This window comes from uncultured Maricaulis sp. (assembly GCF_963975345.1).
Lineage (GTDB): Bacteria > Pseudomonadota > Alphaproteobacteria > Caulobacterales > Maricaulaceae > Maricaulis.
In genome coordinates, this window is sequence record NZ_CAXBGE010000006.1 from 44,607 (window position 1) to 70,590 (window position 25,984).

Below are 25,984 nucleotides of genomic sequence, written 5' to 3' on the forward strand. Positions count from 1 at the left end.
CTCAGCGGCTGCGGCGGGCCAAATGCTGGGTCCGATTGCCGGCACGCCATCCGAACAGCGTGCGCATTGCGCCTGCGATCAGGCCTGGCTTCAAGCCACGCGGCGCCCGTCTCGGATCGCCGGCCGCCGACAGCCGGGTCCGGGTCTCAGCTTCGTCATAGACGCTGGTCTTGCGAAAGACCGCCACATCGCCAGCGATCATTTCCTGCAGGCTCCAGCCTTCATCCGAGATCAGCGCGTCAGCCAAGCGGGCCGGCGAACCACGCCCGGTGCCCATCAGGATCAGCACGCCGCCCAGCTTCAGCCGACTAGCGATCAGGCGCCAATTGCCGGCCATGGTCGGGAAGCCGAGATCTGTGCCGATCAGGGCGGCATCGAGCTGGGAATTGCTGGCCGCGTTCGACTGGCTGCGCAGGCGATCAAACTTGATGTTGCGCCGCTCGCACTGGGTCTGCAGCGCGTCGATGGCGGCGATCGGTGCGATCACTTCATGGAAAGCGCCGCGTTGCAGGAAGACCGTGCCCAGATCAGAAGCGCCGATTTGCAGCGTCCGGTCGCCCGGCTTCAGAGCAGCGGTGAGATAGTCCGCAACCAGATCATCTTCGATCCGGGCCCGTTTGGTGGCCAGCTTGCGGGTGGTACCCGAGGTCATCGCCGTTTCCATTGTCATCGCGCGTCCCATTCGTGAACAAGGTGTTAACGTTCACGAGGCACCTCGCAAGCGCCGGGCCAAAGCGTAAACGGCGCGTTAACCTTGTCGCACCTGAGAGCGAAATGAGGATTGCGCGCGAGCCCGAGCCGGGCTTTGGTGATCGGATGGAAACAGATGATTCCTTTCTGCCGGCCGCACCGAAACATGTCGTCGATGATCTGATCGAAGATCGCGCGCCACGGCTGATCAACACGCCGCTCTGGCCGATCATCAAATCGATCGGTTATCCGCTGCTGGGCTATCGCCGCGCCGTCGCCATGGTCGATGCGATCATCGCCCGCACCGGCACGGATTGCCTCGACTGGTGCTCGGATTATCTCGGACTCGATGTCGGCGTGACCGGACTGGAGCATGTGCCGGAGACCGGCGCCTGTGTGATCGTGTCCAATCATCCCGGCGGCATCGCCGATGGCGTCGCCGTCTGGGACGCGCTCAAAGCCAAGCGCCCCGACACGCTCTTCTTCGCCAATCGTGACGCCCTCAAAGTCTGTCCCGGACTGGAAGAGCGCATCATCCCGGTCGAATGGCGCGACGATGCCCGCTCGCGCACCCAGTCACGCGACATGCTCAAACGCGCCATAGAAGCCTTCAAGGCTGAACAATGCATCGTCATCTTCCCCTCCGGCCGGATGTCGGAATGGAGTTGGAGCAAGTGGCAATTGGTCGAAAAGCCCTGGCATCCGACCGCCGTCAGCCTGGCGCGAAAGTTCAAGGCGCCGATCATTCCGCTCGCGGTTCGCCAGCGCATGCCGATCCTGTATTACGCCCTCGCTCAGATCAATGAGGAGCTGAAGGACATGACGATCTTCCACGGCTTTATGGGCAAGGCCGATGCGCGCTACGCCCTCGCCTTCGGCCGCGCGATGCAGATCGGTCCCGATGACGGCAGCGATGCGGAAGCGACCGCCATGATGCGTGATATTTGCGAGCGGACCGCCTGGGGCAAGTGATCCGCACGGTTTGACGGCGCGCTCAATTGCAGACGTGCCGCATCCATCCTCCCGTCGGCAGGCATCTCAAGGGTGACACCAACACCTTGAGGCGGCCATGTCGATGCGATTTCAGACCCTATTTCTCCCCGTGCTCGGCGCTCTGAGCCTGGCCTCCACAGTCCTGGCTGAGGATCTTGACAGCCGCCTCACGGCCTGGCGCCAGGAGACCGGCGTACAAGGCGTTGCCGTCGCGATCTATGATGGGAGAAATGCGATACTGGCCGTCAGCGGCAACCGCACCGAGGGCGGCGCTGCGCTGGAGCCTGATGACAGCTTCAGCATTGCCAGCGTGTCCAAGACCTTCACCGCAGCAGCGATCCTGGTGCTCGCCGATCAAGGCCGGCTGGGCTTATCGGACTCGGCGGCGAGGCTGAGCGGCCTCGACCTGCCCGCCTCGGTCAGTGTCGATCAATTACTGCATCACGCCTCAGGCCTGCCGGAATATATGGGGGGAGCCTTGAGTTTCGAGGTCTTTCTTCGTGAGCATTCCGAGGGCCGCGAGAGCTGGCCGGTGGACCAGGTCCGCGCGTTCGCCGTCGCATCCGCGCCGGAGACGGAGCCCGCTTTCCAGTACTCCAACGCGAATTATGTTGTGCTCGGCGCCATCATCGAACGCCAAACCGGCCTGCCTCTGGCCCAGGCTCTCGATGCGCTCATCTTCCAGCCCGAAGCCCTGGCCTCAGCCCGCCTCATCCGGACCTCACAGGACGACCCGGACGCGCTCGGCCATTCGGAAGCGCTCGCTGGCATGCTGGGCTCGGCCCAGCTCGATGAGCGTCTGAACCGGGAGCTCGCAACCGCCGGTGATGCCGCCGGCGGGATTGCGATCAACGCTGCTGATCTGGCGCGCTGGGCTCATGACTATTTCAGCGGCGCCTTCGTCGCCGGTCTGGATTTCGAGCCGCCGCTGGGCGGGGAGGCCTTCGGCCTGACCGGCGATGTCATCGCCATCGGCCCGGGCAGCTATCAGGTGTCCTATGGCGACCAGATCCTGCGGCTGCATGGCGGCGACGGTCTGGGCATCACGGCGCTGGCCGCCTATGCCCCGGCGACCGGTCGCTCGATCGCCATCCTGGTCAATGACGACACAGTCCACGCGCTCGGCTTCGGTGAAGACGGATATCTGGATGCGCTCGTGCGGGATTTGTTGGCAGACTAGGCGCGTCCGTCAGACGTGCTGGTCGATCAGGATCGGATTGCCGTCAGGGTCAGTCAGCATGAAGTGAGCTGGCCCGGAGCCTGGCTCTATCAGGTCGCCAACCTCAAGGCCGGCCTGCTTCAACCGTGCCTGCAGATCGCGGACATCCTCGAATCCTGACAATTCCTCGCGGTGCTGGCCCCAGCCCGGATTGAAGGTCAGCATGTTCTTTTCGAACATGTTCTGGAACAAGCCAATGACCTTGCCGTCCTGGCGTAACACCACCCAGCCCTGATCGATATTGCCGCCGGTCTCGGCAAAGCCGAGCGCTTCGTAGAAGGCCTTCGAAACCCGGATATCCTTGACGGCCAGGCTGATCGAAAAAGCTCCAAGTGCCATGCTTCACCCTTTCATTGCACCGCCGCCGGTATGGCGAGGCGCGGGAAGACTAGCCTCTAGCTCTCGCGTTCGACCAGCATGGTCTTGATCTTGGCAATGGCCTTGGCCGGGTTGAGGCCTTTGGGGCAGACTTGGGCGCAATTCATGATCGTGTGGCAACGATAGAGCTTGAACGGATCGTCAAGCTCGTCGAGGCGTTCGCCCTTGGCTTCGTCGCGGCTGTCGGCCAGCCAGCGATAGGAATTCAGCAGGGCGGCAGGCCCGAGATATTTATCGTCATTCCACCAATAGGACGGGCAGGCGGTCGAGCAACAGGCGCACATGATGCACTCATAGGCCCCGTCGAGCTCAGCCCGTTCTGTGGGCGATTGCAGCCACTCCTTCTCCGGGGCCGGTGTGTCGGTCTGGAGATAGGGTTTGATCGCCGCGTGCTGGGCGTAGAATTGCGTCAGATCCGGGATCAGATCGCGCACCACGGCCTGGTGGGGCAGAGGCGAGATGGTGACGGTGCCGTCATACTCATCAATCCCGGCGGTGCAGGCGATGGTGTTGCGGCCACCGATATTCATCGAGCAGGAGCCGCACACGCCCTCGCGGCAGGAGCGCCGGAAAGCCAGCGTCGCGTCGACATTATTCTTGATCCACAAAATGGCATCGAGAACCATCGGCCCACAGGCGTCGAGATCAACCTTGTAAGTGTCCCAACTCGGCGGATTGCCGCTCTCCGGATCATAGCGGTAAATCTTGAAGGTCCGGACGTTCTTGGCGCCGTCAGGCTTGGGCCAAGCCTTGCCTTTGACCGGATCAGATCCGCGGGGAAGTGTTAGCTGAACCATTTTCGTCTTCCCTCAATAAACCCGGGCTTTCGGCACGATGTAGTCGATATCCTTCGACATCGTGTAGGCGTGGACGGGTCTGTAATCGATTTTCACATCGCCCTTGTCGTCGCACCAGGCGAGGGTGTGTCTCATCCAGGTTTTGTCATCGCGGTCCGGGAAATCCTCGCGGGCGTGGGCGCCACGGCTCTCTTCGCGATTGGCAGCGCCATTGACGGTGACCGCCGCTTGGGCGAGCAGATTGTCGAGCTCGAGGGTTTCCATCAGATCGGTATTCCAGATCATCGAGCGATCAGACACGCCGATATCGGCCATGTTCTTGTAGACCTGACGCATCGCCTCGATGCCCTCATTGAGGACGTCGCCGGTGCGGAAGACGGCGCAGTTATTCTGCATGCCGTGCTGCATTTGCAGCCGCAGTTTCGCGGTCGGTGTTGCGCCCGAGGCGTGGCGATATTTGTCGAGCCGATCGAGGGAATTCTGGCCCTCTTCCGGTTTGAATTCTGGCTGGGCCGCACCCGGCGTCACGGTCTCGCCAAGGCGCAGGCCCGCGGCGCGGCCGAACACCACCAGATCGATCAGCGAATTGGAGCCGAGGCGATTGGCACCATGCACCGAGACGCAGGCCGCTTCGCCGACCGCCATCAGGCCCGGCACGACCGTATCGGCATTATCGCCGACCTTGGTGAGAACCTCGCCGTGATAATTGGTCGGGATGCCGCCCATATTATAATGGACCGTCGGCAGGACCGGGATCGGGTCTTTGGTGACATCGACACCGGCAAAGATACGGGCGCTGTCGGAAATGCCGGGCAGGCGTTCATGGAGGACGGCCGGATCGAGATGGTCGAGATGCAGATAGATGTGATCCTTGTTCGGACCGACGCCGCGACCCTCGCGGATCTCCAGCGTCATCGCGCGTGAGACGACATCGCGCGAGGCCAGATCCTTGGCCGATGGCGCATAGCGCTCCATGAAGCGCTCGCCTTCGGAATTGGTCAGATAACCGCCTTCGCCGCGCGCGCCTTCGGTGATCAGGCAGCCGGCGCCGTAAATTCCGGTCGGGTGGAATTGAACGAATTCCATGTCCTGCAATGGCAGACCGGCGCGCAGCACCATCGCATTACCGTCACCGGTACAGGTGTGGGCCGAAGTCGCCGAGAAGAAGGCGCGGCCATAGCCGCCAGTCGCCAGGATCACGGTCTGGGCGTGGAAGCGGTGCAAAGTGCCGTCATCAAGCTTCCAGGCGGTGATGCCACGGCAGACACCGTCATCCATGATCAGATCGAGGGCGAAATACTCGATGAAGAATTCCGTCTCATGCCGCACGGACTGGCCGTAGAGCGTGTGCAGGATGGCGTGACCGGTGCGGTCGGCGGCGGCGCAGGTGCGCTGGACCGGACCTTCGCCGAAATTGCGGGTCATGCCGCCGAAGGCGCGCTGATAGATCTTGCCATCCTCGGTGCGCGAGAAGGGCACGCCCCAATGTTCCAGCTCGTAAACGGCGGCCGGGGCCTGGCGGCAGAGATATTCGATCGCGTCCTGGTCACCGAGCCAGTCGGAGCCCTTGACGGTGTCATACATATGCCAGCGCCAGTCATCCTCACCCATATTGCCGAGCGAGGCGGAAATCCCGCCCTGCGCCGCGACGGTGTGGGAGCGGGTCGGGAAGACCTTGCTGATGCAGGCGGTCTTCAGACCGGCTTGCGAGGCACCCAGGGCAGCGCGCAGGCCGGAGCCGCCAGCACCAACGACCACAACATCATAGGTGTGATCGATCCATTTGTAGTCGGCCATGAAGAACGTCCGTTACAGCGCGAGTTTGACAAGAGCGAACACCGTGACCAGCCACAGGCCCAGTGTCAGAAATGTATTGCCGAGCAGAAGCATCACCTTGGTGCCGGGCTTGTGAATATAGTCTTCGATCACGACCTGCAGGCCGGACCGCATATGATGGAAGCCGGCGGTCAGCGTCAGCAGGGTCACGATCGCGCCGAAGGGCGAAGCGAGCAGGGTCCGCATCGCGGACGGGTCCGGGGCGCCGGATGTTGCGAGCAGCCAGACAAAGACCGGCACGAGAAAGAAGAGCGCGACCGAGGTGGCGCGCTGGGCGATGAAATGCGCTGTGCCGTGTCCGGAAGCGCCGAGGCCGCGCACTTTGGCGGCAGGGGTTCTGTAATCCGTCATCGATCAGCTCCCAAAGCCAAGCCAGAGGGCGGCGGTCGGGATGACCGCAACCACCATGATCGCCATCGAACGGAAATTCGAACCCTTGGGGTCAAATCCCTTGCCGATGTCCCAGAACAGATGCCGCAGACCATTGAGCCAGTGAAAGCTCACTGAATAGGTCAACAGGATCAGGCCGAAGCGCGTCACCCAGGCCATCCAGCCCTCGAACAGGAAGGCAATCGAACCCTCAGCGCCGAAGGCCAGCAAGACCAGCCAGACCGCAATCGCGACCGCACCGATATAATTGCCAATGCCGGTGACCCGGTGAAGAATCGAAGATGCCATCGTCGCATGCCAGCGCCAGACCTGAAGGTGTGGTGACATCGGCCGCGGATCGGACCAGTCGGAAGCCATGAGGCACCCTTTCGAAAGCAGTGTCGGTATCGCCGAACGCAGGACGCGCATCAGCCTTGAGTCTCACCCCGCACAATAGGCCGCACATTGTCAGGGTCAACGCGGTGAGGCGCAGACCGCTGACAAGTTGCAGACATTTATGCCCGCCGGGCCTGAATTACTGAAGAACCCGCCGGCGAATGGCGGGCACGATCAGCTACGGGAATTCAGGGCCGGAGAACCCGACGCGGCTTTGCGCGCCGGACCTATACTGGCCAGGAGTCCGGTTGCGGCTCCACCCGCCAGCACGAGAAGGCCAAGCTTGAGGTCCAGATCAAACGGGAAGCTGACAACGGCTTGTGCCAGCGCCGCAGCGCCGCCGACCAGAATAATACCCGCAATACCCCCAACAGCGCCCAGCACGAGCCCTTCCATCAGCACTTGAACGAGGATATTTCCGGCACTTGCCCCGCTCATCATCATGAGGGCGATGTCGCGCTTTTTCATGTCCACTGCGGCCATGGATGCAGCGGCATATCCGGTGACGGCGACCATAATCGACACCAAGGCGATCGCGATCAACAGTCGGGCGATCAAATCGCGCTGGCGCGCCATCGCTTCCGCTGGCGCGGCCGGATCGGCATAAATGAACGGGGGCGAGTTGGTCTGCGAGGCTCCGTGCGCGCGGCGCAGCGCCCGATCCGCGTCGATCAGGGCGGCGTCCCGGTCGGTGCCGGGGGTGAGGACAATGGTCAATCGCTCGACCTCATGGGCCAGCGTCGGAAAGCTGACACTGTCCGGCGCTTCAAAATAGCGGGCGGCAGCGGCAAACGGGGTGATGACAGAATTGCGATACCGTTCGGCCAGCTGCGACCGTGGCTCGCCAAGAACGCCCGCAAGCGAGCAGCTTACCCCGTTGATCCTGAAGCTTGCGGCGTCTCCTGCCCCGTCGGGAAAGAGCATCCGGAAGGCCCCCGGTCCCAGCAAACACAGGCGCTCGGTGCCAGCCGTTTCGGCGGCCGTCAGAACGCGGCCCTGGACGACGGGCATGTCCGCCTCATAACCGAATGCTCCACTCACACCGAACACCGTGAGGGAAGTTTGTTCCCGGCCAGCCCGGACATCTGCCACGGACATCCGCCAGGCGGCGGTTGCCTCCACGCGGTCGCCCAGGACTTCGCGGAGACGGGCGATATCAGCGACCCGTGGTGGGCCAAACCGGTCTTCGATCAGGCGATTCTCACTGATGACCAGGGAGCGGGAATAGGCACCGAAAGTGAGGGCCTCCATGGCACGGGCATAGCCACTCAATACACCCGCCGTCAGCGCAACCCCGGCTGTGCCACCCGCCAGGGTCGCGATCATCAGCGCGGCGCGCATCGGACGACTGAAGGCCGACCACAGGGCCAGATGGAAAAGGGCGGCGATCCGCATCATGAACCAACCCCGGCTTTGGTCATGCTGTCGCCCGTGATGCGGCCGGCCGTCAGGGTCACGGTCCGGTCGGCCTGATCGATCACAATGGGATCGTGGCTCGCGGCAAGGATGCAGGCCCCGCTTGCGGCGGCTCGCCTGAGGTGACCGACGACCATGATTGCCGTTTCGGCATCAAGCGAAGCGGTCGGTTCATCGCAGATGACCAGCTTCGGCGAAAGGACCAGTGCGCGGGCGAGCCCGACGCGCATCCGCTCCCCGCCGGAAAGCTGACCAACGAGGCGATGCGCCTTGCCGCCAAGCTCCACATCGTCCAGCGCGGCTCTGGCAAGCTCGCGAGACGCGTCAATGGTGCGGCCGGAAAACAATCCCGGTAGCGCGACATTATCGAGCGCCGTCATGCGTTCCACCACGCCGGAGTCCTGAAGCACGTAGCCCAGCTTGCCCCGCCGCAATTGCGCGAGCTCGCGGTCACTCAGAGGCCGGGTATCGGTGCCCATGAACAGGACTCGGCCTTCGCTCGGCCGATCCAGCAACCCGGCGAGGTTCAACAAGGTCGTTTTTCCGGACGCCGATCGCCCGCGCAACACCGTGATTTCTTTCGCCACGAGGGCGAGATCGGCGCCGCTCAAAGCGGCCACGTCTTCCCGGCCGGACCGATAGACCCTGCTTACCCCGTCAACCCGGAGAATTTCAGCGTCACCAGAGTCATCTTGCATTGCCGGTTATGACCTCTTCACCCGGTTCAAGCCCGTCAATCACTTCGATATAGGTCTGGTCCTCGCCGCCGACGCGGATTTCACGGGCTTCCCAGCCCTGATCCTTGGCTACGAAAATTCGGCGTAATCCGCGGCGATGGAGCTCACCTGTCTCAAACCCACGCAAGGTGGCCCGCCTCAGCGTCGGCTCGTCGGGAAGCGCTCGGCCCGCCCTTCGCTCAAGCTCTGCTATGAGTTCCGGAGAAAACTCGGGCACATAGCCACGCGGTTCGAAATACAGCGCTTCGATGGGAATGCGCAGGACCGAGCGGGCGTCGCTGCGGACAAATTCGACCGAAGCGGTCATACCGGGCAAAAGTTCTCCCAGCCTGTTGTCAACCTCGACAATGACCTCATAGCTGACGAAGCGTCCCAAGCGAACGGGCGCGCGCCGGATGGCGCTGATCGTGCCCGCGAAGGGCCGGCCCGGATTGGCGTCCACAGTGGCGCGGACTGTCATGCCGTCCTCGATCCGGGTGATGTCGGCTTCCGGCACGCTCGCTTCAATTTGCATCCTGTCGAGATTGCTGGCGACGACGAACACGGTTGGCGAGCTCTGCAAAGCATTGACCGCCTGGCCGAGCTCGACGCGCCGGTCGAGGACAAAGCCATCGACCGGTGAACGGATTTCTGTCCGTTCAAGATCAATTTCGGCGCGCCGCAGGGCTTCGCGCGCCAGGTCGGCATTGGCGCTAGCGCCTTGTAGGTCGGCCTCAAGCGCGCGCACCCCAAATTGCGCATTTTCAAGCTCGGCCTGCCGTCCAGAGGGCAGAGCGGCCAGCCGCTCAAGACGTGCAAGCTGCGCGCGGGCTTCATCCAGGTGGGCGGCAACGGAACGTGTGGCAGCCTCGCGCGCCGCGAGTTGGGCCTGCGCCTGGGCGACAGCGCTCTCAAACCGGGCCGGGTCGATCCGGGCCAGCAGGTCGCCTGCCGAGACCGAATCGTTGAAATCAGCGTGAATTTCCAAAATCCGGCCCGTCACTTCGGCACCGATTTCCACTTCAGTCGCCGCCCGCACGGGGCCGACAGCCGGGATCACCTCAAGGATATCACCGATCTCGGCAGTCGCGGTGACGTAGGAATTCTGTCCCGCCTGTCCCCGCACACCTCCTGCGCCATCGCAGCCCATGAGGCTCGCGAGGGCCAAGCCGGCCACCAGACAGACGCCGAACTTTCCCCCGGATCCAGAACTCAAGCTCAACTCTCCTACGGGGCCGTATAGCCCTCCATGACCGTTCCTTGCTGCATTGGGTGATTGGCTTCGCGATGCAGGGCGTAAAACCAGTTGGCGCCGACAGGAATGTCATAGATTTGCACAGGATTGGTCAAGGTCCAGCCCTCCTCAGGCTGTCCGATGAAGCGAAAATAGCTAACCCTCAACCTTCGGGTCTGGACGCTTTCACCATCATGGATCAGCTCGCCACAACCCGCATGGCTTATCACATATTCGCCCTGGTGGCGCAGGGTTTCGCCGGACGAGTCGGTTACGGTTTCGACTGCGGGGATACGCACCTCATCGCCCTCCGACAGGCTGCGGGACATGATTGGCGGGCTCACGGAGCGGATACTCAGCTGCCTGGGAGAGCTTCCGCCCAACTCCGACTCGCTGCGAAGGATCACGCCGGCGAAAGCGCGAAAGGTCGCTGGCGGAGTCCACTGCCCGTTGACAAGAAGGTAAGACATCTCCGCGCGCACCTGACCGGCGCGCGATTGGCCGATCTCGATCCGCAGTGCGCCGGGCTGCATTCCCCCGTCACGCCAGAAGGAATAGACGAACTCCTCGCCACGTGGAGGCTGCAATTCATCAAAATTGATGGGGGGACAAGACGCATCGGTCGATGTGGTGAACAACAGGGCGCTTAGCAAGAGAGTGATCATGACGGACATCTCCAAATTCGGCGACCCACTCGGTACCGGCAGAGCAGCACCGGAGCGGGCCGACTTTAGACACTGGGCCTGCTATTCGGGAAGGCAGGCATAAGCGCAGCCATTTTTGCAGGCCGCGTTGAGTTCGGGCTCATCAGGGTACCAACCATCGCACCGAGCAAAGCAAGTTTGACAGTTTGCCCAAGCCGCGCCGCCAAGTGCCAGGGTAAATACCATAGCCGCAACAAGTCGTTTCATGTCAGATTCTCCAAGTCTAGTTTGATGTAGAACCTTGCAAGGCTCCAACAGCTAAGCATTACACTGAGGGCAATGCAACCCAAAAGTGTTTTTCACGAATTACCACCCACCGGAATTTTTGATCGACCGATGGACCCTGCATTTCAATCTGACTTTCCCGATGACCATCCCCTGCTGCCACAGCCCATTGCCGCAGAAGATTTGGGCGCGACCGCTATCGGATTGGCCGAATGGCAAAATCCGTATGGCAATCTCCTGCAAGCAGACTAGCCTGTCGCCGACACAGGGAGCTGATCATGAACAACCCGTCCCCCACCGCCGTCGTCACTGGTGCCTCCACCGGCATCGGCCATGCCTGCACAGCCAAGCTGGTCGCCGAGGGCTGGCATGTCTTCGCTGGCGTTCGCAAACAGGCGGATGCTGACCGTCTGAAGGAAGAATTTGGTGCCACCGTCACACCGTTGACGATGGAAGTCACCGATATGGCCTCGATGCAGGGCGCCGCGGACACGGTCCGGGCGGCCCTCAAGGGCGTGAAGTTGAAAGGGCTGGTCAATAATGCCGGGATCGCGGTCGCTGGCCCGATGCTCACTTTGCCGATCGAGGAGTTCCAGCATCAGCTCGACGTCAATGTCACCGGCGTCGTCCGCGCCACCCAAGCGTTCGGACCTTTGCTTGGCGCCGATGAGAGTCTGAGCGGTGAGCCGGGCCGGATCGTGATGATGTCTTCGGTGGCCGGCGAGATGGGGGGGCCTTTTCTGGGCCCCTATTCGGCCTCAAAACACGCCGTCGAAGGCCTGTCCAAATCGCTGCGCCGTGAAATGATGTTGTTCGGGATCGAAGTGATCGTGCTCGGACCCGGCGCCGTGGCGACCCCCATCTGGTCCAAATCCGATGAAGTCGACATTACGCCCTATGAGGGCTCGGCCTATTACAAGGCCCTGACCCGGCTGCGCAATTACATGAGCAAGAGCGGCCCGGAAGGCTTCCCGCCCTCGGTGATCGCTGACCGCGCCTTTCGCGCTCTGAGCGAGGACAAGCCGCGCTTTCGCTATGCCATCGTGCCCCAGCGCTTCACCAATTGGTCGCTGCCCCGCATGCTGCCGGAACGCATGGTCAATAATATTCTCGCCAAGCGTCTCGGGCTGACGCGGCGCGAGCACTGAAGCCGCACCGCTTGCCGACAATCGCCGTGTGGTCGAGAATGATTGCACTCGAAATACGAAGGGGCGCCCGAGGCGCTTGGGGGACTGATATGAGCTACCGCACGATTTCGCACGCCTCGATCGCCGGCTTGATGGCCCTGGCATTGGCCGCTTGTGGCCAGAGCGCTGAGGTGCCCGCTAGCGAGACCGCAGCACCGGCCAGTCAGACCATTTCCGAAGTCGCCGCTCCAGCGGCACAAACTGAGCCAGCCGACGCCACAGCCACGGCGGCGTTCGCGGCGCTGGTCACAGATTTTGAGGCCTTCGAACTGGCCAATAGCCCGAGCGAGCGCGGTCGCCGCGGCGATCTGGAAGCGCTGGGGCAATGGGCCGATATCTCGCCGGAAACACTGGCGGCTCAATTTGCCGCCGAGGCCGACTTCCTTGCGCGGCTTGATGGCATCGACGCTGCCACATTGTCCCAAAGCGACCAGGTCTCGCGTGCTGTGCTCGACTATATCCTGCGGTTCCGAACCGAGCTGGCGCCCTTCGATGAGGCCCGCATCGCCTTCAATTCCGATAGCGGTTTCTTCTTCTCGCCCTCCTATGCCGCCTCATCCGCCCGGCCGCGCACGATTGCCGAAGGCGAAGCCTGGATCCGCCGCATCAATGGGATTGCCGGTTATTTCCAACAGAATATCAACTGGATGCGGCGCGGCCTCGAGGCCGGTTTTACCCAGCCACGCATCATCGCTGAATCCGCCGCCGACCAAGTCACCGGCCTGAGCGATCCGGCAACGCTGCGGGCGATCCTGATCGAGCCGATCGACGATCTGCCGACCTCATTGCCAGCCGCCGAACGCGCGCGCCTCTATGCGCAGGCCGTCGCCGCGATCGAAAGCTCCGCCCAGCCCGCCTATGTCGCCCTGGCCAGCTTTTTTCGCGATGAGTACGTGCCGCAAACCCGCACCAGTCTTGGCATTTCCGATGTGCCCGGCGGCCGTGCCTATTACCAGACACTGGTGCGCTTCCACACCACGCTCGATACCTCGCCGGAAGAGGTGCACCAGCGGGGGCTCGCCGAAGTCGCGCGGATCCGGGCTGAGATGGAAGCCGTCATCGCTGAAACCGGCTTTGAGGGTACATTCGCCGAATTCCTCAACTTCCTGCGGACCGATCCGCAATTCTACGCCTCGACGCCGGAGGAATTGCTGATGCACGCCTCTTGGATCGCCAAACGGCTCGACGATCAGATGCCGCGCTTCTTCGGCCATCTGCCGCGCCTCTCTTATGGCGTGCGACCGGTGCCGGACACAATGGCGCCGACCTATACCACCGGCCGCTATTGGCCCGGCGATATGGAGCGCGGCGTGGCTGGCGGCTATATGGTCAATACCTATAATCTGACCCAGCGCCCGCTCTACACCCTGCCGGCCCTGACCGCCCACGAGGCCGTGCCCGGTCACCACCATCAGGGCTCGATCGCGCAAGAGCTGGAAAACGTCCCGGATTTCCGCCGCGACACCTATATCACCGCCTTCGGCGAGGGTTGGGGTCTGTATTCGGAAACTCTGGGTCGCGATATGGGCATCTATACGACGCCCTATGAGGAGTTCGGCCGGCTGAGCTATGAGATGTGGCGTGCCTGCCGTCTCGTCGTCGATACCGGCATTCATTACATGGGCTGGACCCGCGACCAGGCCGAAGCCTGTTTCCTCGAAAATTCGGCCCTGGCACCGCACAATATCCGCACCGAAGTGCTGCGTTATATCTCCTGGCCCGGCCAAGCGCTGGCCTATAAGACCGGTGAATTGCTGATGCGAGACCTGCGGGCGGAAGCCGAGGAACGCCTTGGCGAAAGCTTCGACATTCGCGCCTTCCACGACGTCTTGCTGCAGGACGGCTCAATGCCGCTCTCGGCGCTCGACGCCAAGATGCACCGGTGGATGGACGAGCAAGACGCCGCAAACCAGGACTAGATCGCCATGATGTTCGCCCTCACAGATTTTCTCGTGGTCCTCGGCTGCGGCCTCGGCATCTGGCGGCTCTGGCCGCATCGCCGCAAGGGCGATGTCCGCATGGTCCGGCTTGGCTTGGCGTTCATCGGCTTGGCCGCCCTCGTTGGCGTGGTCCGCTTCGCGACAGGCCAGGTCGAGGGGCTGGCGCAATGGCATAGTCTGGCAAGCACATTCGCTGGCGCTGCCGGCATGTTGCTGATCGCGCTCGGCGTCGCTTGGGAGGCTTTTCCGATCCGGCTACCGTCGGGCGTGGGACGCTATTTGCGGATCGGAATTCCGGTTCTGATCCTCGGCATGATGGCTTGGCCGGGCAGCGCTGACCTGCTGGCTCTGCTCCCAAAACTGGCCCTGCTGCTGGGCCTCGCCGCCAGCATCGCCCTGCTCGTGCATCGCCGCTGGCAGACCGGTCTGCTCTGGCTGTTCGCCTGGCTTTTGCTCGGCTTTGCTTCGGTCGTGATCGGTGGCAGTCGCGAGGAAACCACGTTCGGCATCGCCAACTGGCACATCTACCACACGCTGCTGGCGTTCTGGACCGTTCTGGCGGGCGAGGGAATCCGGCGGGTGATTGCCAGCCGCGCTTGACCTCAAGGCTTGGCTCCACCACTTATCCACGCTTCATGAGCGCGCACACAGACAATCCCGCCGCCTCCGGTGCCGACACGCCCTCCACGCGTGAAACCATCCCGGAAAACGGCCTTGAAATCCTGACCTTCGGCTGCCGGCTGAATGCCTGGGAGAGCGAGGTCATGCGCGCCCATGCCCGCGAGGCCGGGCTGGAAAATGCTATCCTGGTCAATACCTGCGCCGTCACTTCGGAAGCCGTGCGTCAGGCGCGCCAATCGATCCGCAAGGCCCGCCGCGCCCATCCCGACGCCAAGATCATCGTCACCGGCTGCGCCGCCCAGGTCGATCCGGCGATGTTCGCCGCCATGCCCGAAGTCGACCGTGTCGTCGGCAATGCGGAAAAACTGCGCGCCGAGACTTTCAATCCCGTGACCCTGCTGGGGGGCACCGAGAAGATCCGCGTCAATGACATCATGAGCGTGCGCGAGACCGCCGGTCATCTGGTCGAGGGCATGGAGGGCCGTGCGCGTGCCTATGTCCAGGTCCAGAATGGCTGCGATCATCGCTGCACCTTCTGCATCATCCCCTATGGCCGCGGCAATTCGCGCTCGGTCCCGGCCGGCGAGATTGTCAGCCAGATCAAATCCCTGGTCGCTTCCGGCCATAGCGAGGTTGTGCTGACGGGCGTGGACCTCACCTCCTGGGGCGGTGATCTGCCCGGCACGCCGCCGCTGGGCCGTCTGGTGCAGGCGATCATGAAACAGGTGCCCGATCTGCCGCGCCTTCGCCTCTCCTCGATTGACGCGATCGAGATCGACGAAGCCCTGTTTGAAGCCGTCACCGGCGAGGCGCGCATCGCGCCCTATCTGCACCTCTCGCTGCAGGCCGGCGATAATATGATCCTCAAGCGCATGAAGCGCCGCCATTCGCGCGAAGACGCCATCGCGCTGTGCAATCGGTTGAAAGCCGCGCGGCCGGAAATCGCTTTCGGCGCTGACATCATTGCCGGTTTCCCGACCGAGACTGAGGCGATGTTCGAGAATTCGCTCAAAGTGGTCGATGAGTGCCAGCTCGCCTATCTGCACGTCTTCCCCTATTCGCCGCGCCCGGGCACACCGGCCGCGCGCATGCCACAGCTGGAGAAGGCCGAAATCAAGGCCCGCGCCGCGCGCTTGCGGGAGAAGGCGGATCAGGTGCTGGCCGCCCATCTCGACAGCATGATCGGCACCGTCACCGGCGCCCTGATGGAAAAGCCCGGCTTTGCGCGGGCGGGAAATTTCGCCGCCATCCGCCTGCCTGAAACCGAGTTCCCGCGCCCCGGTGCGTTGGTCAATATCCATGTCACGCACCATGACGGACATGAGCTGCACGGGGAGCTCACATCATGAGCGACGACAAGCCGGCCGGCGAAAAGAAGCCCGGATTTTTCTCGCGCCTGGTTTCGGGCCTGAGCAAGAGCTCGTCCAAGCTGGGCGAATCCGTCACGGCGATCTTCACCAAGCGCAAGCTGGATCGCGAAGCGCTGGACGAGCTTGAAGACCTGCTGATCGCCTCCGATCTCGGCACGGCGGCAGCCCTGCGCGTCACCGACCGTCTGGCGCGCGACCGGTTCGACAAGGAAATCACCGACGAAGAAGTCCGCGAAACCCTCGCCGAGGTGATTTCCGAGACCCTGCAGCCGCTCGAAAAGCCGCTGCAGCTGACCGGGACGGACGGCCCGCACGTGATCCTGTTCGTCGGCGTCAATGGGTCCGGCAAGACCACCACGCTCGGCAAGATCGCCGTCAAACTCAAGCGCGATGGCCGCGATCCGATCCTGGTCGCCTGTGACACTTTCCGTGCCGCGGCGATCGAACAGGTCGCGGTCTGGGGCGAACGGGCGAAATCACCGGTGATCAAGCGCGCCATCGGTGCCGATGCCGCCGGGCTCGCCTTCGACGCGCTGGAACAGGCCGAACGCGAGGGCCGCGACACGGTCTTGATCGACACTGCCGGCCGGCTGCAGAACAAGGCCGAGCTGATGGACGAGCTGCGCAAAATCGTCCGCGTCATCCGCAAGAAAAATCCCGCCGCACCGCATGAAACCGTGCTCGTGCTCGACGGTACGGTCGGCTCCAACGCCGTCTCCCAAGCCCAGGCCTTCCTCGATGCGGCCCAGATCACCGGCCTGGTGATGACCAAGCTGGACGGCACCGCCAAGGGCGGCGCTCTGGTCCAGGTGGCGGAGAAATTCCAGCTGCCGATCCACTATATCGGCATCGGCGAAGGCGAAGACGACCTGCAGCCCTTCAATGCGCGCGCATTTTCGCGGGCTTTGGCCGGCCTGGAAAACTAGGCCGTGGAGGCCAACCTGACAGCTGGCGCTCTCGCCATGCTTGGTTCGGCGCTGGCCCACTCGGTCCTGACGCTATTAACCAAGCAGGCGAAGGACCGGTTGGTGTTTCGCGCCCTGACGCAGACCTTCATCGCCCTTTTGATCCTGCCCTGGCTGGTGTTTCAACCGATCCCGAGTTGGGAGGTCTGGCGCTTTCTGCTGCTCGGCGCCGTCGCCATCTGGGCTTTCAACATGCTGCTCATCGCCGCCTTCGAGCGCGGCGACATGAATCTGGCCTATCCGGTGATGCGCGGCAGCGCACCGGCCCTGGCGACGCTCGCGGCCTATCTTTTCCTCGGCGAGGCGGTCTCGCTCTGGCAGCTGCTCGGCCTGGCGATCGCCTCGAGCGCCCTGGCCGGCTTCGCCTGGCCGGAGAAGGACGGAACGCCGAAAGCGCAGATCCTGCTTTTCGCCCTCGCCGCCGCGTGCATGACCGCAAGCTATACCGTGATCGACGCCGCTGGCGTGCGCGCCTCAGGCAATGTGATGGTGTATACGGGCTGGTTCTTTGTGCTCTCTGGCCTGACAATCGGCACGACCGCGATCATCCGGCGCAGCGGACGCCTGTGGTCCATGGTGCGCCAGGAAAGCCGGCCCGCCGCGACCTGCATGCTGTTCAATCTGGCGACCTATTGGCTGGCGCTCTACGCCTATTCGATCGCCCCGGTCGCGCCAATGGCCGCGATGCGCGAAACCGGCATCGTGTTCGGCGCACTGCTCGCAACGCTGGTCCTCAAGGAGCCTTTCGGGTTGAAGCGTATCGCGCTGGCCGTGCTATTGGTCGCCGGACTTGTTGTTATGCAGGCCCTGTAAGTCCTGAGGAGAATTCCCTTGAGCCAAGCTGAATCCACCTCCTCGCAGACGGCGCGCATGCTGGTCGATGTCGGACCGGTCGGGGTCTGGATCGTGGTCTATAATCTGGCGCGGGCCTTTGCCGGCGACCAGGCGATCTATATCGGCACCGGCGCCTATATGATCGCGGCGACCATCGCGCTGGTCTATGCCATCCGGATCGAGAAGCGTTTCCCGCCGATGCTGATCTTCACAACGGTGATCGTGCTGGGCATGGGCACAATCGGAATCCTCCTGCAGGACCCGATCTTCCTCTATCTCAAACCGACCATCATCAATCTGTTCTTTTCCTATCTCATCCTGATCAGCGTCGCGCTGGGGCAGAATGTCTGGAAAGTGTTTTTCGGCCATGTGTTCAACCTGCCCGAGGCGGCATGGACCATGATGGCGGTGCGTTGGGCGGTCTGGTTCCAGTTCCTGGCCCTGATCAATGAAGTTATGTGGCGCCATATCAATGATTCCATCGTGCCGGAATCGGCCCGTTGGTTTGCCGAATTCTCGATCAGCGAAAGCTTCTGGGCCAATGCCAAGCTTGGCGTGATGGCGCTCAGCCTCGTCTTCGCCATGCTGCAAATGCCGCTGTTGATGAAATATCAACGGGCTGAGGGCGAGGCCGATGAGGCAGCAGACAAGGCCAAATAGGCGCTGTGACAATCCGTAGCCGGACAATCGTCATTCGCCCGTCACAGAATCATTTTAGAGTGGCTTTGCCGACATCCGGAGACGCCCATGCCGAGCGACAAGCACAGCCCCAAGGCTTTTGACCTCGCGCAGTCGCCGGGGCATCTGCTGCACCGGGCACAACAATTTGCCGCCGAACGTTTCACCAAGGCGATGGCCGGCGCCAAGTTGACCCAGCGCCAGTTCGCGGTTCTCCACGCGACCGCCCAGAATGAGGGCTTGACCCAGACCGAGCTCGTCAAAACCACCGGCATCGACCGCTCGACCTTGGCCGAACTGGTCTCGCGCATGGCGCGCAATGGCCTGCTGGAGCGCGAAAAACTGGCCGATGACGCCCGCGCCAATGCAATCCATCTCAGCGCCGCCGGCCGCACCTTGCTCGAAGCCGCCACGCTCGGCGCGATGGACGCTGATCGCGCCATCATCTCGGCTTTGCCCAAGAACAAGCGCGCCAATTTCCTCGAAACCCTGCGCCGCATCGCCCTGACCCTGGAAAAGGGCGAGGAAGCCGTGATCAAGGCGAAGGTGAAGGACAAGGAAAAGAAGAAAAAGGCCAAAAAGCGCGCCAAAGACAAGGCCAAAAAAGCCGAGAAGAAAGCCCGCAAACAGGCCACCGAGGCCACAGCGGAGTAAGTCCCTGACTCTGAATCGCTTGCATGTTGCGGATCAAGTATGCGCATGAGCGCCATGGAACGCATAACCATCACTTTGACGACCGAGATTGCCGCCCTCGTGCGCGGTGCGGTCGAAACCGGCGATTACGCCTCATCCAGCGAAATTATCCGCGAGGCCTTACGCGATTGGCGACACAAACGGATCGCTGCGGAACACAATACCGCGCAGATGCGGGCTTTCATTGCAGTCGGCGTCGAAGACCGGGCTCAGGGCCGCGTCCACGAATTTGACGTCAATGACATCAAAGCACTCGGGAGAAACCGGTCATCGGGCGACGATCAGGGTTGACCCTAATCCCGCCGCGCGCCGCGCTCGAGGGCGGGATAGATCCGGCTGCGCAGGACATGGGCTGTGAGGGGGCCGGACCAGCGCGCCAGAATGCGACCGTCAACGCCGACAACCAGGGTTTCCGGCGTGCCTCCGATATCCAGCGCTTGGGCGGAGCGCCCGTCGACATCCAGCATCACGCCCACAAAAGGATCGCCCAATCTGTCGAGCGAGGCATTGGCGGCCGGCGCCGTATCGCGAAAGGCGATGCCGTAAATCGCGATGCCCTCGGCCTGTAGCGCCATCAGGGCCGGATGCTCCATCTGGCAATAGGGACACCAGGAGCCCCAGACATTTATCAGATAGGGCCCTTCAATCACGGCCGGATCAAAGCTTGGCCGGCCATCGAGAACCGCGAGCGTCAGCGCAGGCAGGGGTTCAGGCGGTGCCGGGCGATCCTGATACCAGCGCAGGCCCAAGACTGTGACCAGGGCGAGGATGCCCAATACGGCAAGAAGGCGGACAGCCTGCATCATGCCTCGTCATTCTCCAGACGCCGCAGCCGCTCAGAGGCCGCCCGGCGTTCGGCGAGCGCGAAGGCGACCAGCCCGATCAGGCCCGCCGCCGAAAGTCCCCAAGCCGACCAGACCCAGACGGCATAGCCGCCCATGGCGAAAAACTCGCTCATGTCCGGTCTCCGCGTTCTTTCTGGCGCATCAGCGCATCGGCCCGGCGGGCGATGGCGCGCGAACGCAGACGGTAAAAGACCAGCCAGCCGGCCAAAGTGGTGTAGCCCAACGCCATCAGCCCCAGCGGCCAGAGCTGGCTGGGATCGATGGTCGGTCCGTCGGCGCGGAAGACCGAGGCCGGCTGGTGCAGGCTCGACCACCATTCAACTGAGAATTTGACGATCACCAGATTGATCACCCCGGCCATCGCCAGGATGGCGCCCGCGCGCGCCGCCTGCTGGGCATCTTCGAGCGCCGAGCGCAGCGCGATATAGCCGAGATAGACCAGAAACAGCACCAGCACCGAGGTCATGCGGGCATCCCATTCCCACCAGGTGCCCCACATCGGCTTGCCCCAGATCGACCCCGTCGCCAGCGCCAGCGCCGTAAACACGGCCCCGATCGGCGCGATCACGGCCGCCGCCGCATCGGCAATCGCATGGCGCCAGACGAAATAGACAAGGCTCGCCCCGGCCAACGCCGCATACAGCGCCGAGGCCATATAGGCCGCGGGCACATGCACATACATGATCCGCACGGTATCGCCCTGCTGATAGTCCGGCGGCGAATCAAAGAAGGACATGTAGATGCCGGCGCCGAGCAGGAGCAGCGTCAGCACGCCAAACACCGGAATCGCGATGCGGGCCAGCTGGTCGAAACGTTGCGGATTGGCGAAATAGGACAGCATGGCGCTCACTTACTGCCTGGAACGGCGAGCGGCAACTGCCGCAAGGTCGCAGGCAATCCAATCATCCCAACCGCCCCCGCACCGCCGCCGCGATCCCGAACGGGGCCAGCGCCACGGTCCCGAGGCTGATCGCCAGTGTCAGCAGCAAATTGGCCACGGCGCGCTCATCGCCGGCGAAGGCGGAACGGCCCGCTCCGGCGGCGAAGATCAGGACCGGGACCATCATCGGTGTTGCGATCAGAGCGATCAGCAGGCCGCCGCGTTTGATGCCGGCGGCCAGCGCCCCGGCGAAACCGGCGATCAGGGCGAGGGCAGGAATGGCGGCGAGCAGCGCGGCGCCGAGCACCAGGGCCGAGAGTGGCGGCAGGCCATACATCAATCCACCCAGCACCCCGACCAGCGGCAAAGGCCACAGGGTGGCGCACGCTTGGCCCATCACTTTGGCGAGGCACAGGGCGGCGAGGCTGGTCGGGGTGAGCAGATAGAGGTCGAGCGTGCCGTCGGCAAAATCATCGCCGAACAGACGTTCGGCTGATTGCAGCACCGAGAGCAGGGCCGCGAAGGCGAGAATGCCGGGGCCGACGGCGGCGAGCAGGTCGGCTGACGGGCCGATGGCCAGCGGGGCGAGAGTAATCGCGGCGAGGAAGAAGGCGGCCGGTCCCGCCGCGCCGCCACCGCCGGCCCAGGCGAGACGGGCTTCGCGCGCAAAGATGGCTGTCAGCACGCCCATCAGAGCCGCCCCATATCGAGGCTGCGCGCATCGGGCCAGTCGAGCGGCTGGTGGGTCGCGGCGATGACGAGGCCGCCACGCGCGCGGTGCGTCGCGACCAGCGTTGCCAAGCAGGCACGACCCTCGCCGTCGAGCGGGCCGGCCGGTTCGTCGAGCAGCCAGAGCGGACGATTGGCCAGCACGACGCGCGCCAGGGCACAGCGTCTTTGCTGGCCGCGCGACAGGCGCGCCGCAGGACGGTCGATCAGATGGTCCATCTCCAGTGCCCGCAGGGCGGGAAGAATGGCGCTGCGCGGTACGCCATGCAGATCGGCCCAGAAGCGCAAGGCCTGGCGGATGCTCTCGCCGGGCTTCAACCCATCGGCATGACCCAGCCAGGCGATTGCGTCAGCGGCAGCGAGGGCCGGGCGCTCACCATTGATCGTGATCTCTCCGGCATCCGGCTCAAGGAAGCCGGCCAGCGCTCGCAACAGGCTGGTCTTGCCGGTGCCGTTGCGGCCGGTCAGCAGCACGGCCTCGCCCGGTCCCAGCTCAAGTGCGAGATCGTGGGCCAGCACCGTATCGCCGCGCGACAGCGCTAGCCCGCTCACGCTGAGGGCGAGCTTAGGGAAGGCCGGTGCCGGTTCTGGCGGCTGGGAAAGCGGCGCGGATGTCATGACAGCATGTCACCCAAATGCGGGGTCGAGGTCAACGTACTGCGTGTCGCATTGCAGCAAGCCGGGATGAGGGGTAAAACCCGCGCAAACATGTGGCCATGTCAATTTGGCCCACCCTCCCCACCGGGTGTTCAACACCCACCGACCCTGAGGACGATACAATATGGCTTCTCTCGACAGTTTTTCCTGCAAGCGCACGCTGAACGTGGCTGGCGAAACCTATGGCTATTACGACCTCAAGGTCGCGGAGCAGAACGGGCTGGCCGGGATTTCCCGCCTGCCGGCTTCGCTCAAGGTATTGCTGGAAAACCTGCTGCGTTTTGAAGACAACAAGACCGTCACCAAGGCCGATATCCAGGCGATGGCCGATTGGCTGACGACGCGCAAATCCACCCATGAGATCGCCTATCGTCCGGCCCGCGTCGTGATGCAGGACTTCACCGGCGTTCCCGCAGTCGTCGACCTCGCCGCGATGCGCGATGCCGCCACCAAGCTTGGCGCCGACCCGCAGCGAATCAATCCGCAAGTGCCCGTCGATCTGGTGATCGACCACTCGGTGATGGTCGATAATTTCGGCCATGCCGACAGTTTCCTGAAAAACGTCGAGCGCGAATATGAGCGCAATGGCGAACGCTATAAATTCCTCAAATGGGGTGCGTCGGCCTTCGCCAATTTCCGCGTTGTGCCGCCAGGCACCGGCATTATCCACCAGGTCAATCTGGAAAACCTGGCCCAGTGCGTCTGGACCAAGGAAGAAAATGGCGAAACCATCGCCTATCCGGACACTTGCGTCGGTACAGATAGCCACACCACGATGATCAATGGCCTCGCCGTGCTCGGCTGGGGCGTTGGCGGGATCGAAGCCGAAGCCGCCATGCTCGGCCAGCCGGTCTCGATGCTGATCCCGGAAGTGATCGGCTTTGAGCTGACCGGCAAGCTGCCGGAAGGTGCGACCGCGACCGATCTGGTGCTGATCATCGTGGAGATGCTGCGCAAGAAGGGCGTCGTCGGCAAATTCGTCGAATTCTACGGCAAGGGCCTCGACCATCTCTCACTCGAAGACGAAGCCACCATCGCCAATATGGCGCCGGAATACGGCGCCACTTGCGGCTTCTTCCCGGTCGACAACGAAACCCTGACCTACATGACCGCCACCGGCCGCGACGATAAACGCGTCGCCCTGGTTGAGGCCTATTGCAAGGCGCAAGGCCTCTATCGGCCCGATTATGAAGCCGACCCGATTTTCACCGATGCGCTGCATCTCGACATGGCCACCGTCGTCCCGGCCATCTCGGGCCCGAAACGGCCACAGGATCGCGTCATCCTGACCGAGGCCGCACCTGCCTTCACCGAAGCGATGGGCCGCGAATTCAACAAGGCCAATGAAATGGCCAAATCGGCACCGGTAGAAGGCGCGGATTACCGCATCACCAATGGCGATGTCGTGATTGCCGCCATCACCTCGTGCACCAACACCTCCAACCCGTCCGTCATGCTCGGCGCCGGCCTTCTGGCCCGCAATGCCGTCGCACGTGGCCTGACCGTCAAGCCATGGGTCAAGACCTCGCTCGCACCTGGCTCGCAAGTCGTTACCGACTACATGCTGCGCGCTGGCCTGCAGGACGATCTCGATGCGCTCGGCTTCAATCTGGTCGGCTATGGCTGCACCACCTGTATCGGTAATTCCGGTCCACTGCCGGGCCCGATCTCCAAGGCGATCAACGAGAATGATCTCGTCGCGACCTCGGTCCTGTCGGGCAATCGCAATTTTGAAGGCCGGATCAGCCCTGATGTCCGCGCCAACTATCTCGCTTCGCCGCCACTCGTCGTCGCCTATGCGATTGCCGGCTCGATGCAGATCGACATCACCAAGGACCCACTCGGCCAGGACCAAGAGGGCAAAGACGTCTTCCTGAAAGACATCTGGCCCAGCTCGGCGGAAATCGCCGAGACGGTGCGCACCTCAGTGACACCGGACATGTTCGCGACGCGCTATGAGCATGTGTTCAAGGGCGATGCGGCCTGGCGCGGCATCGCGGTTCCTGAAGGTCTCAACTATGCTTGGGATCACACCTCGACCTATGTCCAGAACCCACCCTATTTCGAAGGCATGACAATGGAGCCCGACGCACCGGGCGATGTCGTCAATGCGCGGATCATGGGCCTGTTTGGCGATAGCATCACCACCGACCACATCTCGCCAGCCGGCTCGATCAAGGCCAATAGCCCGGCCGGCCGCTATCTGCAGGAGCGTCAGGTTCCGGTGCTGGAATTCAACTCCTACGGTTCACGCCGCGGCAATCACGAAGTGATGATGCGCGGCACATTCGCCAATATCCGCATCAAGAACCAGATGCTCGATGGCGTTGAGGGCGGCTATACCAAGAAGGACGGCAAGCAGGTCGATATCTTCGACGCCTGCATGGAATTCCAGGCCGCCGGCATCCCGCTTGTCGTGTTCGGCGGCAAGGAATACGGCACCGGCTCCTCACGGGACTGGGCGGCCAAAGGCACCCGCCTGCTCGGCATCAAGGCCGTGATCGCCGAGAGCTTCGAGCGTATCCACCGCTCCAACCTGATCGGCATGGGCGTGCTGCCACTGCAGTTTGAGGACGGCGTCAGCTGGACCTCGCTCGGCATGACCGGTGATGAAAGCGTCAACATCCTCGGCGTCGCCGAAATCGAGCCCCGCGCCCTGATGACGGTGGAAATCACCTTCCCGGACGGCACGGTCAAAACCGCCTCGGTCCGCGCCCGGATCGATACCGAGAATGAGCTGGAATATTATCGCGATGGCGGCATCCTGCACTATGTGCTGCGCAATCTCGCCCGCGCGTAAAGCCAGATAATTCATCTCCGCCCGCGTCACAGCCAATTGATTGGCCGATGCGGGCGGACGTGATTATGTAGGCCGCATGCGCTTTCTTGCTTCCCTTTTTGCCGTTTGTCTGTTCGCCCAGCCTGTCTTTGCTCAGCCTGAGCCGGAGGCGGATTCCCGTCCGGTCCTGGTCGAGCTTTTCACCAGCCAGGGCTGCGGCCTGTGCCCGGAAGCCAATCGCTATCTGGGCGAGCTTGACCAGCGCGAGAATGTCTTCGTGCTCGCTTTCGGGGTGAGTTATTGGGACATGTATGGCTGGACCGACACCTATGCCCGGCCCGAATACGTCCAGCGCCAACGCACCTATTTGCCCCGCCTTGGCGTCAACCGGCTCTACACGCCGCATTTCGTGGTCGATGGCGTCACAGACGCGCCGGGCTGGGACCAGGACAAGGTGTCGGAAGCGGTCGATGCACGCCTCGCCGCCATGCCGGACAGCCCCTCGATTACACTTGAAAACGGCCCGTTCGGCTCCTTCATCGTCCGCCTCGATGGCGAGGCGCCGGAAGCCAATCTCGACGTCTGGTTGATCGCTTATGCGCCCGGCTGGGCCAGTGTTGAAATCGACGCCGGCGAGAATGAAGGCCTCGAGATGCTGCACTACAACATGGTGAAAAGTCTCACCTATCTCGGCCGCTGGTCCGGTGGGGCCGGCGAATATCGGGGCGAGGCCTATCGCCGCTATGGCACGGTCGCCATCGTCCAGGGTGCCAATGGCGGCCCGATATACGGCTATGCCCGCGCCGAACCGCAGCGCTGAGGTGGCCGCACAA

At 63.0% G+C, this 25,984-nt stretch carries 28 protein-coding genes; 13 read left to right on the top strand and 15 right to left on the bottom strand.

Going from position 1 to position 25,984, the window contains the following annotated elements; translation table 11 throughout:
• Window position 1 precedes the first annotated feature (1 nt).
• Entirely contained in the window at window positions 2-652 is a 651-nt protein-coding gene (locus tag AAC029_RS07830) for a hypothetical protein (RefSeq protein ID WP_339746024.1), read from the bottom strand.
• Window positions 653-774: 122 nt separating this feature from the next.
• On the opposite strand from AAC029_RS07830, the gene AAC029_RS07835 reads away from it, so the two are divergent.
• Window positions 775-1,662 carry a 1-acyl-sn-glycerol-3-phosphate acyltransferase gene (locus AAC029_RS07835; RefSeq protein ID WP_339746026.1) on the top strand — a complete coding sequence of 296 codons (888 nt, stop codon included), beginning with the start codon at window positions 775-777 and terminating at the stop codon, window positions 1,660-1,662.
• 97 nt (window positions 1,663-1,759) lie between these two features.
• Window positions 1,760-2,863 carry a serine hydrolase domain-containing protein gene (locus AAC029_RS07840; protein ID WP_339746028.1) on the top strand — a complete coding sequence of 368 codons (1,104 nt, stop codon included), beginning with the start codon at window positions 1,760-1,762 and terminating at the stop codon, window positions 2,861-2,863.
• A 9-nt stretch (window positions 2,864-2,872) separates the two neighbouring features.
• Here AAC029_RS07840 and AAC029_RS07845 read toward each other — a convergent pair whose 3' ends face one another.
• From AAC029_RS07845 to AAC029_RS07885, 9 genes are all read right to left on the bottom strand, one after another.
• Window positions 2,873-3,241 (bottom strand): VOC family protein, encoded by a 369-nt coding sequence (locus AAC029_RS07845; protein ID WP_339746030.1) that lies wholly within the window; start codon window positions 3,239-3,241, stop codon window positions 2,873-2,875.
• Between the two features lie 56 nt (window positions 3,242-3,297).
• Window positions 3,298-4,077 carry a succinate dehydrogenase iron-sulfur subunit gene (locus tag AAC029_RS07850; RefSeq protein WP_339746033.1) on the bottom strand — a complete coding sequence of 260 codons (780 nt, stop codon included), beginning with the start codon at window positions 4,075-4,077 and terminating at the stop codon, window positions 3,298-3,300.
• 12 nt (window positions 4,078-4,089) lie between these two features.
• Window positions 4,090-5,874, bottom strand: a complete 1,785-nt coding sequence (gene sdhA / locus AAC029_RS07855; protein WP_339746036.1) for a succinate dehydrogenase flavoprotein subunit — start codon at window positions 5,872-5,874, stop codon at window positions 4,090-4,092.
• A 12-nt stretch (window positions 5,875-5,886) separates the two neighbouring features.
• Window positions 5,887-6,264, bottom strand: coding sequence for a succinate dehydrogenase, hydrophobic membrane anchor protein (gene sdhD / locus AAC029_RS07860; RefSeq protein WP_339746039.1), 378 nt, complete (start codon window positions 6,262-6,264; stop codon window positions 5,887-5,889).
• A gap of 3 nt (window positions 6,265-6,267) precedes the next feature.
• Complete coding sequence (gene sdhC, locus AAC029_RS07865) at window positions 6,268-6,660, bottom strand: succinate dehydrogenase, cytochrome b556 subunit (RefSeq protein ID WP_339746041.1); 393 nt, start codon at window positions 6,658-6,660, stop codon at window positions 6,268-6,270.
• Window positions 6,661-6,852: 192 nt separating this feature from the next.
• Window positions 6,853-8,076, bottom strand: coding sequence for an ABC transporter permease (locus AAC029_RS07870; protein WP_339746044.1), 1,224 nt, complete (start codon window positions 8,074-8,076; stop codon window positions 6,853-6,855).
• On the bottom strand, window positions 8,073-8,705 hold the full coding sequence (locus AAC029_RS07875) for an ATP-binding cassette domain-containing protein (RefSeq protein WP_339746047.1): 633 nt from the start codon (window positions 8,703-8,705) through the stop codon (window positions 8,073-8,075). Before AAC029_RS07875 ends, AAC029_RS07870 begins: the two co-directional genes overlap by 4 nt.
• Before the next feature lie 76 nt (window positions 8,706-8,781).
• Window positions 8,782-10,026, bottom strand: a complete 1,245-nt coding sequence (locus tag AAC029_RS07880) for an efflux RND transporter periplasmic adaptor subunit (protein ID WP_339746050.1) — start codon at window positions 10,024-10,026, stop codon at window positions 8,782-8,784.
• Between the two features lie 11 nt (window positions 10,027-10,037).
• A complete protein-coding gene (locus AAC029_RS07885) occupies window positions 10,038-10,709 on the bottom strand; it encodes a hypothetical protein (protein ID WP_339746053.1) in 672 nt (223 codons plus the stop codon).
• A 542-nt stretch (window positions 10,710-11,251) separates the two neighbouring features.
• On the opposite strand from AAC029_RS07885, the gene AAC029_RS07890 reads away from it, so the two are divergent.
• The 9 genes from AAC029_RS07890 (at window position 11,252) to AAC029_RS07930 (ending at window position 19,552) form a co-directional block, all read left to right on the top strand.
• Window positions 11,252-12,121: an SDR family NAD(P)-dependent oxidoreductase gene (locus AAC029_RS07890; RefSeq protein ID WP_339746056.1), complete on the top strand. Its 870-nt coding sequence runs from the start codon at window positions 11,252-11,254 to the stop codon at window positions 12,119-12,121.
• 89 nt (window positions 12,122-12,210) lie between these two features.
• A complete protein-coding gene (locus tag AAC029_RS07895; RefSeq protein WP_339746059.1) occupies window positions 12,211-14,079 on the top strand; it encodes a DUF885 domain-containing protein in 1,869 nt (622 codons plus the stop codon).
• A 6-nt stretch (window positions 14,080-14,085) separates the two neighbouring features.
• Window positions 14,086-14,700 (top strand): hypothetical protein, encoded by a 615-nt coding sequence (locus AAC029_RS07900; protein ID WP_339746062.1) that lies wholly within the window; start codon window positions 14,086-14,088, stop codon window positions 14,698-14,700.
• A 35-nt stretch (window positions 14,701-14,735) separates the two neighbouring features.
• Window positions 14,736-16,070, top strand: a complete 1,335-nt coding sequence (mtaB, locus tag AAC029_RS07905; RefSeq protein ID WP_339746064.1) for a tRNA (N(6)-L-threonylcarbamoyladenosine(37)-C(2))-methylthiotransferase MtaB — start codon at window positions 14,736-14,738, stop codon at window positions 16,068-16,070.
• Complete coding sequence (ftsY, locus tag AAC029_RS07910) at window positions 16,067-17,017, top strand: signal recognition particle-docking protein FtsY (protein ID WP_339746066.1); 951 nt, start codon at window positions 16,067-16,069, stop codon at window positions 17,015-17,017. The genes mtaB and ftsY overlap by 4 nt, the downstream gene beginning before the upstream one ends.
• A 3-nt stretch (window positions 17,018-17,020) precedes the next feature.
• Window positions 17,021-17,869, top strand: coding sequence for a DMT family transporter (locus AAC029_RS07915; RefSeq protein WP_339746069.1), 849 nt, complete (start codon window positions 17,021-17,023; stop codon window positions 17,867-17,869).
• 18 nt (window positions 17,870-17,887) lie between these two features.
• Window positions 17,888-18,550, top strand: a complete 663-nt coding sequence (locus AAC029_RS07920; protein WP_339746071.1) for a septation protein IspZ — start codon at window positions 17,888-17,890, stop codon at window positions 18,548-18,550.
• A gap of 87 nt (window positions 18,551-18,637) precedes the next feature.
• Window positions 18,638-19,222, top strand: a complete 585-nt coding sequence (locus tag AAC029_RS07925; protein WP_339746073.1) for a MarR family winged helix-turn-helix transcriptional regulator — start codon at window positions 18,638-18,640, stop codon at window positions 19,220-19,222.
• Window positions 19,223-19,276: 54 nt separating this feature from the next.
• The gene (locus AAC029_RS07930) at window positions 19,277-19,552 is read left to right on the top strand and encodes a type II toxin-antitoxin system ParD family antitoxin (RefSeq protein WP_339746074.1); all 276 of its coding nucleotides are present in this window, start codon (window positions 19,277-19,279) and stop codon (window positions 19,550-19,552) included.
• Between the two features lie 2 nt (window positions 19,553-19,554).
• On the opposite strand, the gene AAC029_RS07935 is transcribed toward AAC029_RS07930, so the two are convergent.
• The 5 genes from AAC029_RS07935 to ccmA all read right to left on the bottom strand — a co-directional run bounded on the left by AAC029_RS07935 (window position 19,555) and on the right by ccmA (window position 22,333).
• Window positions 19,555-20,067: a redoxin family protein gene (locus AAC029_RS07935; protein WP_339746076.1), complete on the bottom strand. Its 513-nt coding sequence runs from the start codon at window positions 20,065-20,067 to the stop codon at window positions 19,555-19,557.
• On the bottom strand, window positions 20,064-20,219 hold the full coding sequence (gene ccmD / locus AAC029_RS07940) for a heme exporter protein CcmD (protein WP_339746079.1): 156 nt from the start codon (window positions 20,217-20,219) through the stop codon (window positions 20,064-20,066). The genes AAC029_RS07935 and ccmD overlap by 4 nt, the downstream gene beginning before the upstream one ends.
• Window positions 20,216-20,947, bottom strand: a complete 732-nt coding sequence (locus tag AAC029_RS07945; protein WP_339746081.1) for a heme ABC transporter permease — start codon at window positions 20,945-20,947, stop codon at window positions 20,216-20,218. The genes ccmD and AAC029_RS07945 overlap by 4 nt, the downstream gene beginning before the upstream one ends.
• Window positions 20,948-21,008: 61 nt before the next feature.
• The gene (locus AAC029_RS07950) at window positions 21,009-21,677 is read right to left on the bottom strand and encodes a heme exporter protein CcmB (RefSeq protein ID WP_339746083.1); all 669 of its coding nucleotides are present in this window, start codon (window positions 21,675-21,677) and stop codon (window positions 21,009-21,011) included.
• The gene (ccmA, locus tag AAC029_RS07955) at window positions 21,677-22,333 is read right to left on the bottom strand and encodes a heme ABC exporter ATP-binding protein CcmA (RefSeq protein WP_339746085.1); all 657 of its coding nucleotides are present in this window, start codon (window positions 22,331-22,333) and stop codon (window positions 21,677-21,679) included. Before ccmA ends, AAC029_RS07950 begins: the two co-directional genes overlap by 1 nt.
• Before the next feature lie 163 nt (window positions 22,334-22,496).
• Here ccmA and acnA point away from each other — a divergent pair, with 163 nt between their 5' ends.
• Both acnA and AAC029_RS07965 read left to right on the top strand, forming a co-directional pair.
• Complete coding sequence (gene acnA / locus AAC029_RS07960) at window positions 22,497-25,172, top strand: aconitate hydratase AcnA (protein ID WP_339746087.1); 2,676 nt, start codon at window positions 22,497-22,499, stop codon at window positions 25,170-25,172.
• 76 nt (window positions 25,173-25,248) lie between these two features.
• Window positions 25,249-25,971, top strand: a complete 723-nt coding sequence (locus AAC029_RS07965; protein WP_339746090.1) for a DUF1223 domain-containing protein — start codon at window positions 25,249-25,251, stop codon at window positions 25,969-25,971.
• Window positions 25,972-25,984: the final 13 nt, after the last annotated feature.

Excerpts from the sequence above, each read along its gene's own strand:
- AAC029_RS07830 (WP_339746024.1), bottom strand. The coding sequence starts at position 652 with ATGACCTCGGGTACCACCCGCAAGCTGGCCACCAAACGGGCCCGGATC.
- AAC029_RS07835 (WP_339746026.1), top strand. The coding sequence starts at position 775 with ATGAGGATTGCGCGCGAGCCCGAGCCGGGCTTTGGTGATCGGATGGAA.
- AAC029_RS07840 (WP_339746028.1), top strand. The coding sequence starts at position 1,760 with ATGTCGATGCGATTTCAGACCCTATTTCTCCCCGTGCTCGGCGCTCTG.
- AAC029_RS07845 (WP_339746030.1), bottom strand. The coding sequence starts at position 3,241 with ATGGCACTTGGAGCTTTTTCGATCAGCCTGGCCGTCAAGGATATCCGG.
- AAC029_RS07850 (WP_339746033.1), bottom strand. The coding sequence starts at position 4,077 with ATGGTTCAGCTAACACTTCCCCGCGGATCTGATCCGGTCAAAGGCAAG.
- sdhA (WP_339746036.1), bottom strand. The coding sequence starts at position 5,874 with ATGGCCGACTACAAATGGATCGATCACACCTATGATGTTGTGGTCGTT.
- sdhD (WP_339746039.1), bottom strand. The coding sequence starts at position 6,264 with ATGACGGATTACAGAACCCCTGCCGCCAAAGTGCGCGGCCTCGGCGCT.
- sdhC (WP_339746041.1), bottom strand. The coding sequence starts at position 6,660 with ATGGCTTCCGACTGGTCCGATCCGCGGCCGATGTCACCACACCTTCAG.
- AAC029_RS07870 (WP_339746044.1), bottom strand. The coding sequence starts at position 8,076 with ATGATGCGGATCGCCGCCCTTTTCCATCTGGCCCTGTGGTCGGCCTTC.
- AAC029_RS07885 (WP_339746053.1), bottom strand. The coding sequence starts at position 10,709 with ATGATCACTCTCTTGCTAAGCGCCCTGTTGTTCACCACATCGACCGAT.
- AAC029_RS07890 (WP_339746056.1), top strand. The coding sequence starts at position 11,252 with ATGAACAACCCGTCCCCCACCGCCGTCGTCACTGGTGCCTCCACCGGC.
- AAC029_RS07895 (WP_339746059.1), top strand. The coding sequence starts at position 12,211 with ATGAGCTACCGCACGATTTCGCACGCCTCGATCGCCGGCTTGATGGCC.
- AAC029_RS07900 (WP_339746062.1), top strand. The coding sequence starts at position 14,086 with ATGATGTTCGCCCTCACAGATTTTCTCGTGGTCCTCGGCTGCGGCCTC.
- mtaB (WP_339746064.1), top strand. The coding sequence starts at position 14,736 with ATGAGCGCGCACACAGACAATCCCGCCGCCTCCGGTGCCGACACGCCC.
- ftsY (WP_339746066.1), top strand. The coding sequence starts at position 16,067 with ATGAGCGACGACAAGCCGGCCGGCGAAAAGAAGCCCGGATTTTTCTCG.
- AAC029_RS07925 (WP_339746073.1), top strand. The coding sequence starts at position 18,638 with ATGCCGAGCGACAAGCACAGCCCCAAGGCTTTTGACCTCGCGCAGTCG.
- AAC029_RS07930 (WP_339746074.1), top strand. The coding sequence starts at position 19,277 with ATGGAACGCATAACCATCACTTTGACGACCGAGATTGCCGCCCTCGTG.
- AAC029_RS07935 (WP_339746076.1), bottom strand. The coding sequence starts at position 20,067 with ATGATGCAGGCTGTCCGCCTTCTTGCCGTATTGGGCATCCTCGCCCTG.
- ccmD (WP_339746079.1), bottom strand. The coding sequence starts at position 20,219 with ATGAGCGAGTTTTTCGCCATGGGCGGCTATGCCGTCTGGGTCTGGTCG.
- AAC029_RS07945 (WP_339746081.1), bottom strand. The coding sequence starts at position 20,947 with ATGCTGTCCTATTTCGCCAATCCGCAACGTTTCGACCAGCTGGCCCGC.
- AAC029_RS07950 (WP_339746083.1), bottom strand. The coding sequence starts at position 21,677 with ATGGGCGTGCTGACAGCCATCTTTGCGCGCGAAGCCCGTCTCGCCTGG.
- ccmA (WP_339746085.1), bottom strand. The coding sequence starts at position 22,333 with ATGACATCCGCGCCGCTTTCCCAGCCGCCAGAACCGGCACCGGCCTTC.
- acnA (WP_339746087.1), top strand. The coding sequence starts at position 22,497 with ATGGCTTCTCTCGACAGTTTTTCCTGCAAGCGCACGCTGAACGTGGCT.
- AAC029_RS07965 (WP_339746090.1), top strand. The coding sequence starts at position 25,249 with ATGCGCTTTCTTGCTTCCCTTTTTGCCGTTTGTCTGTTCGCCCAGCCT.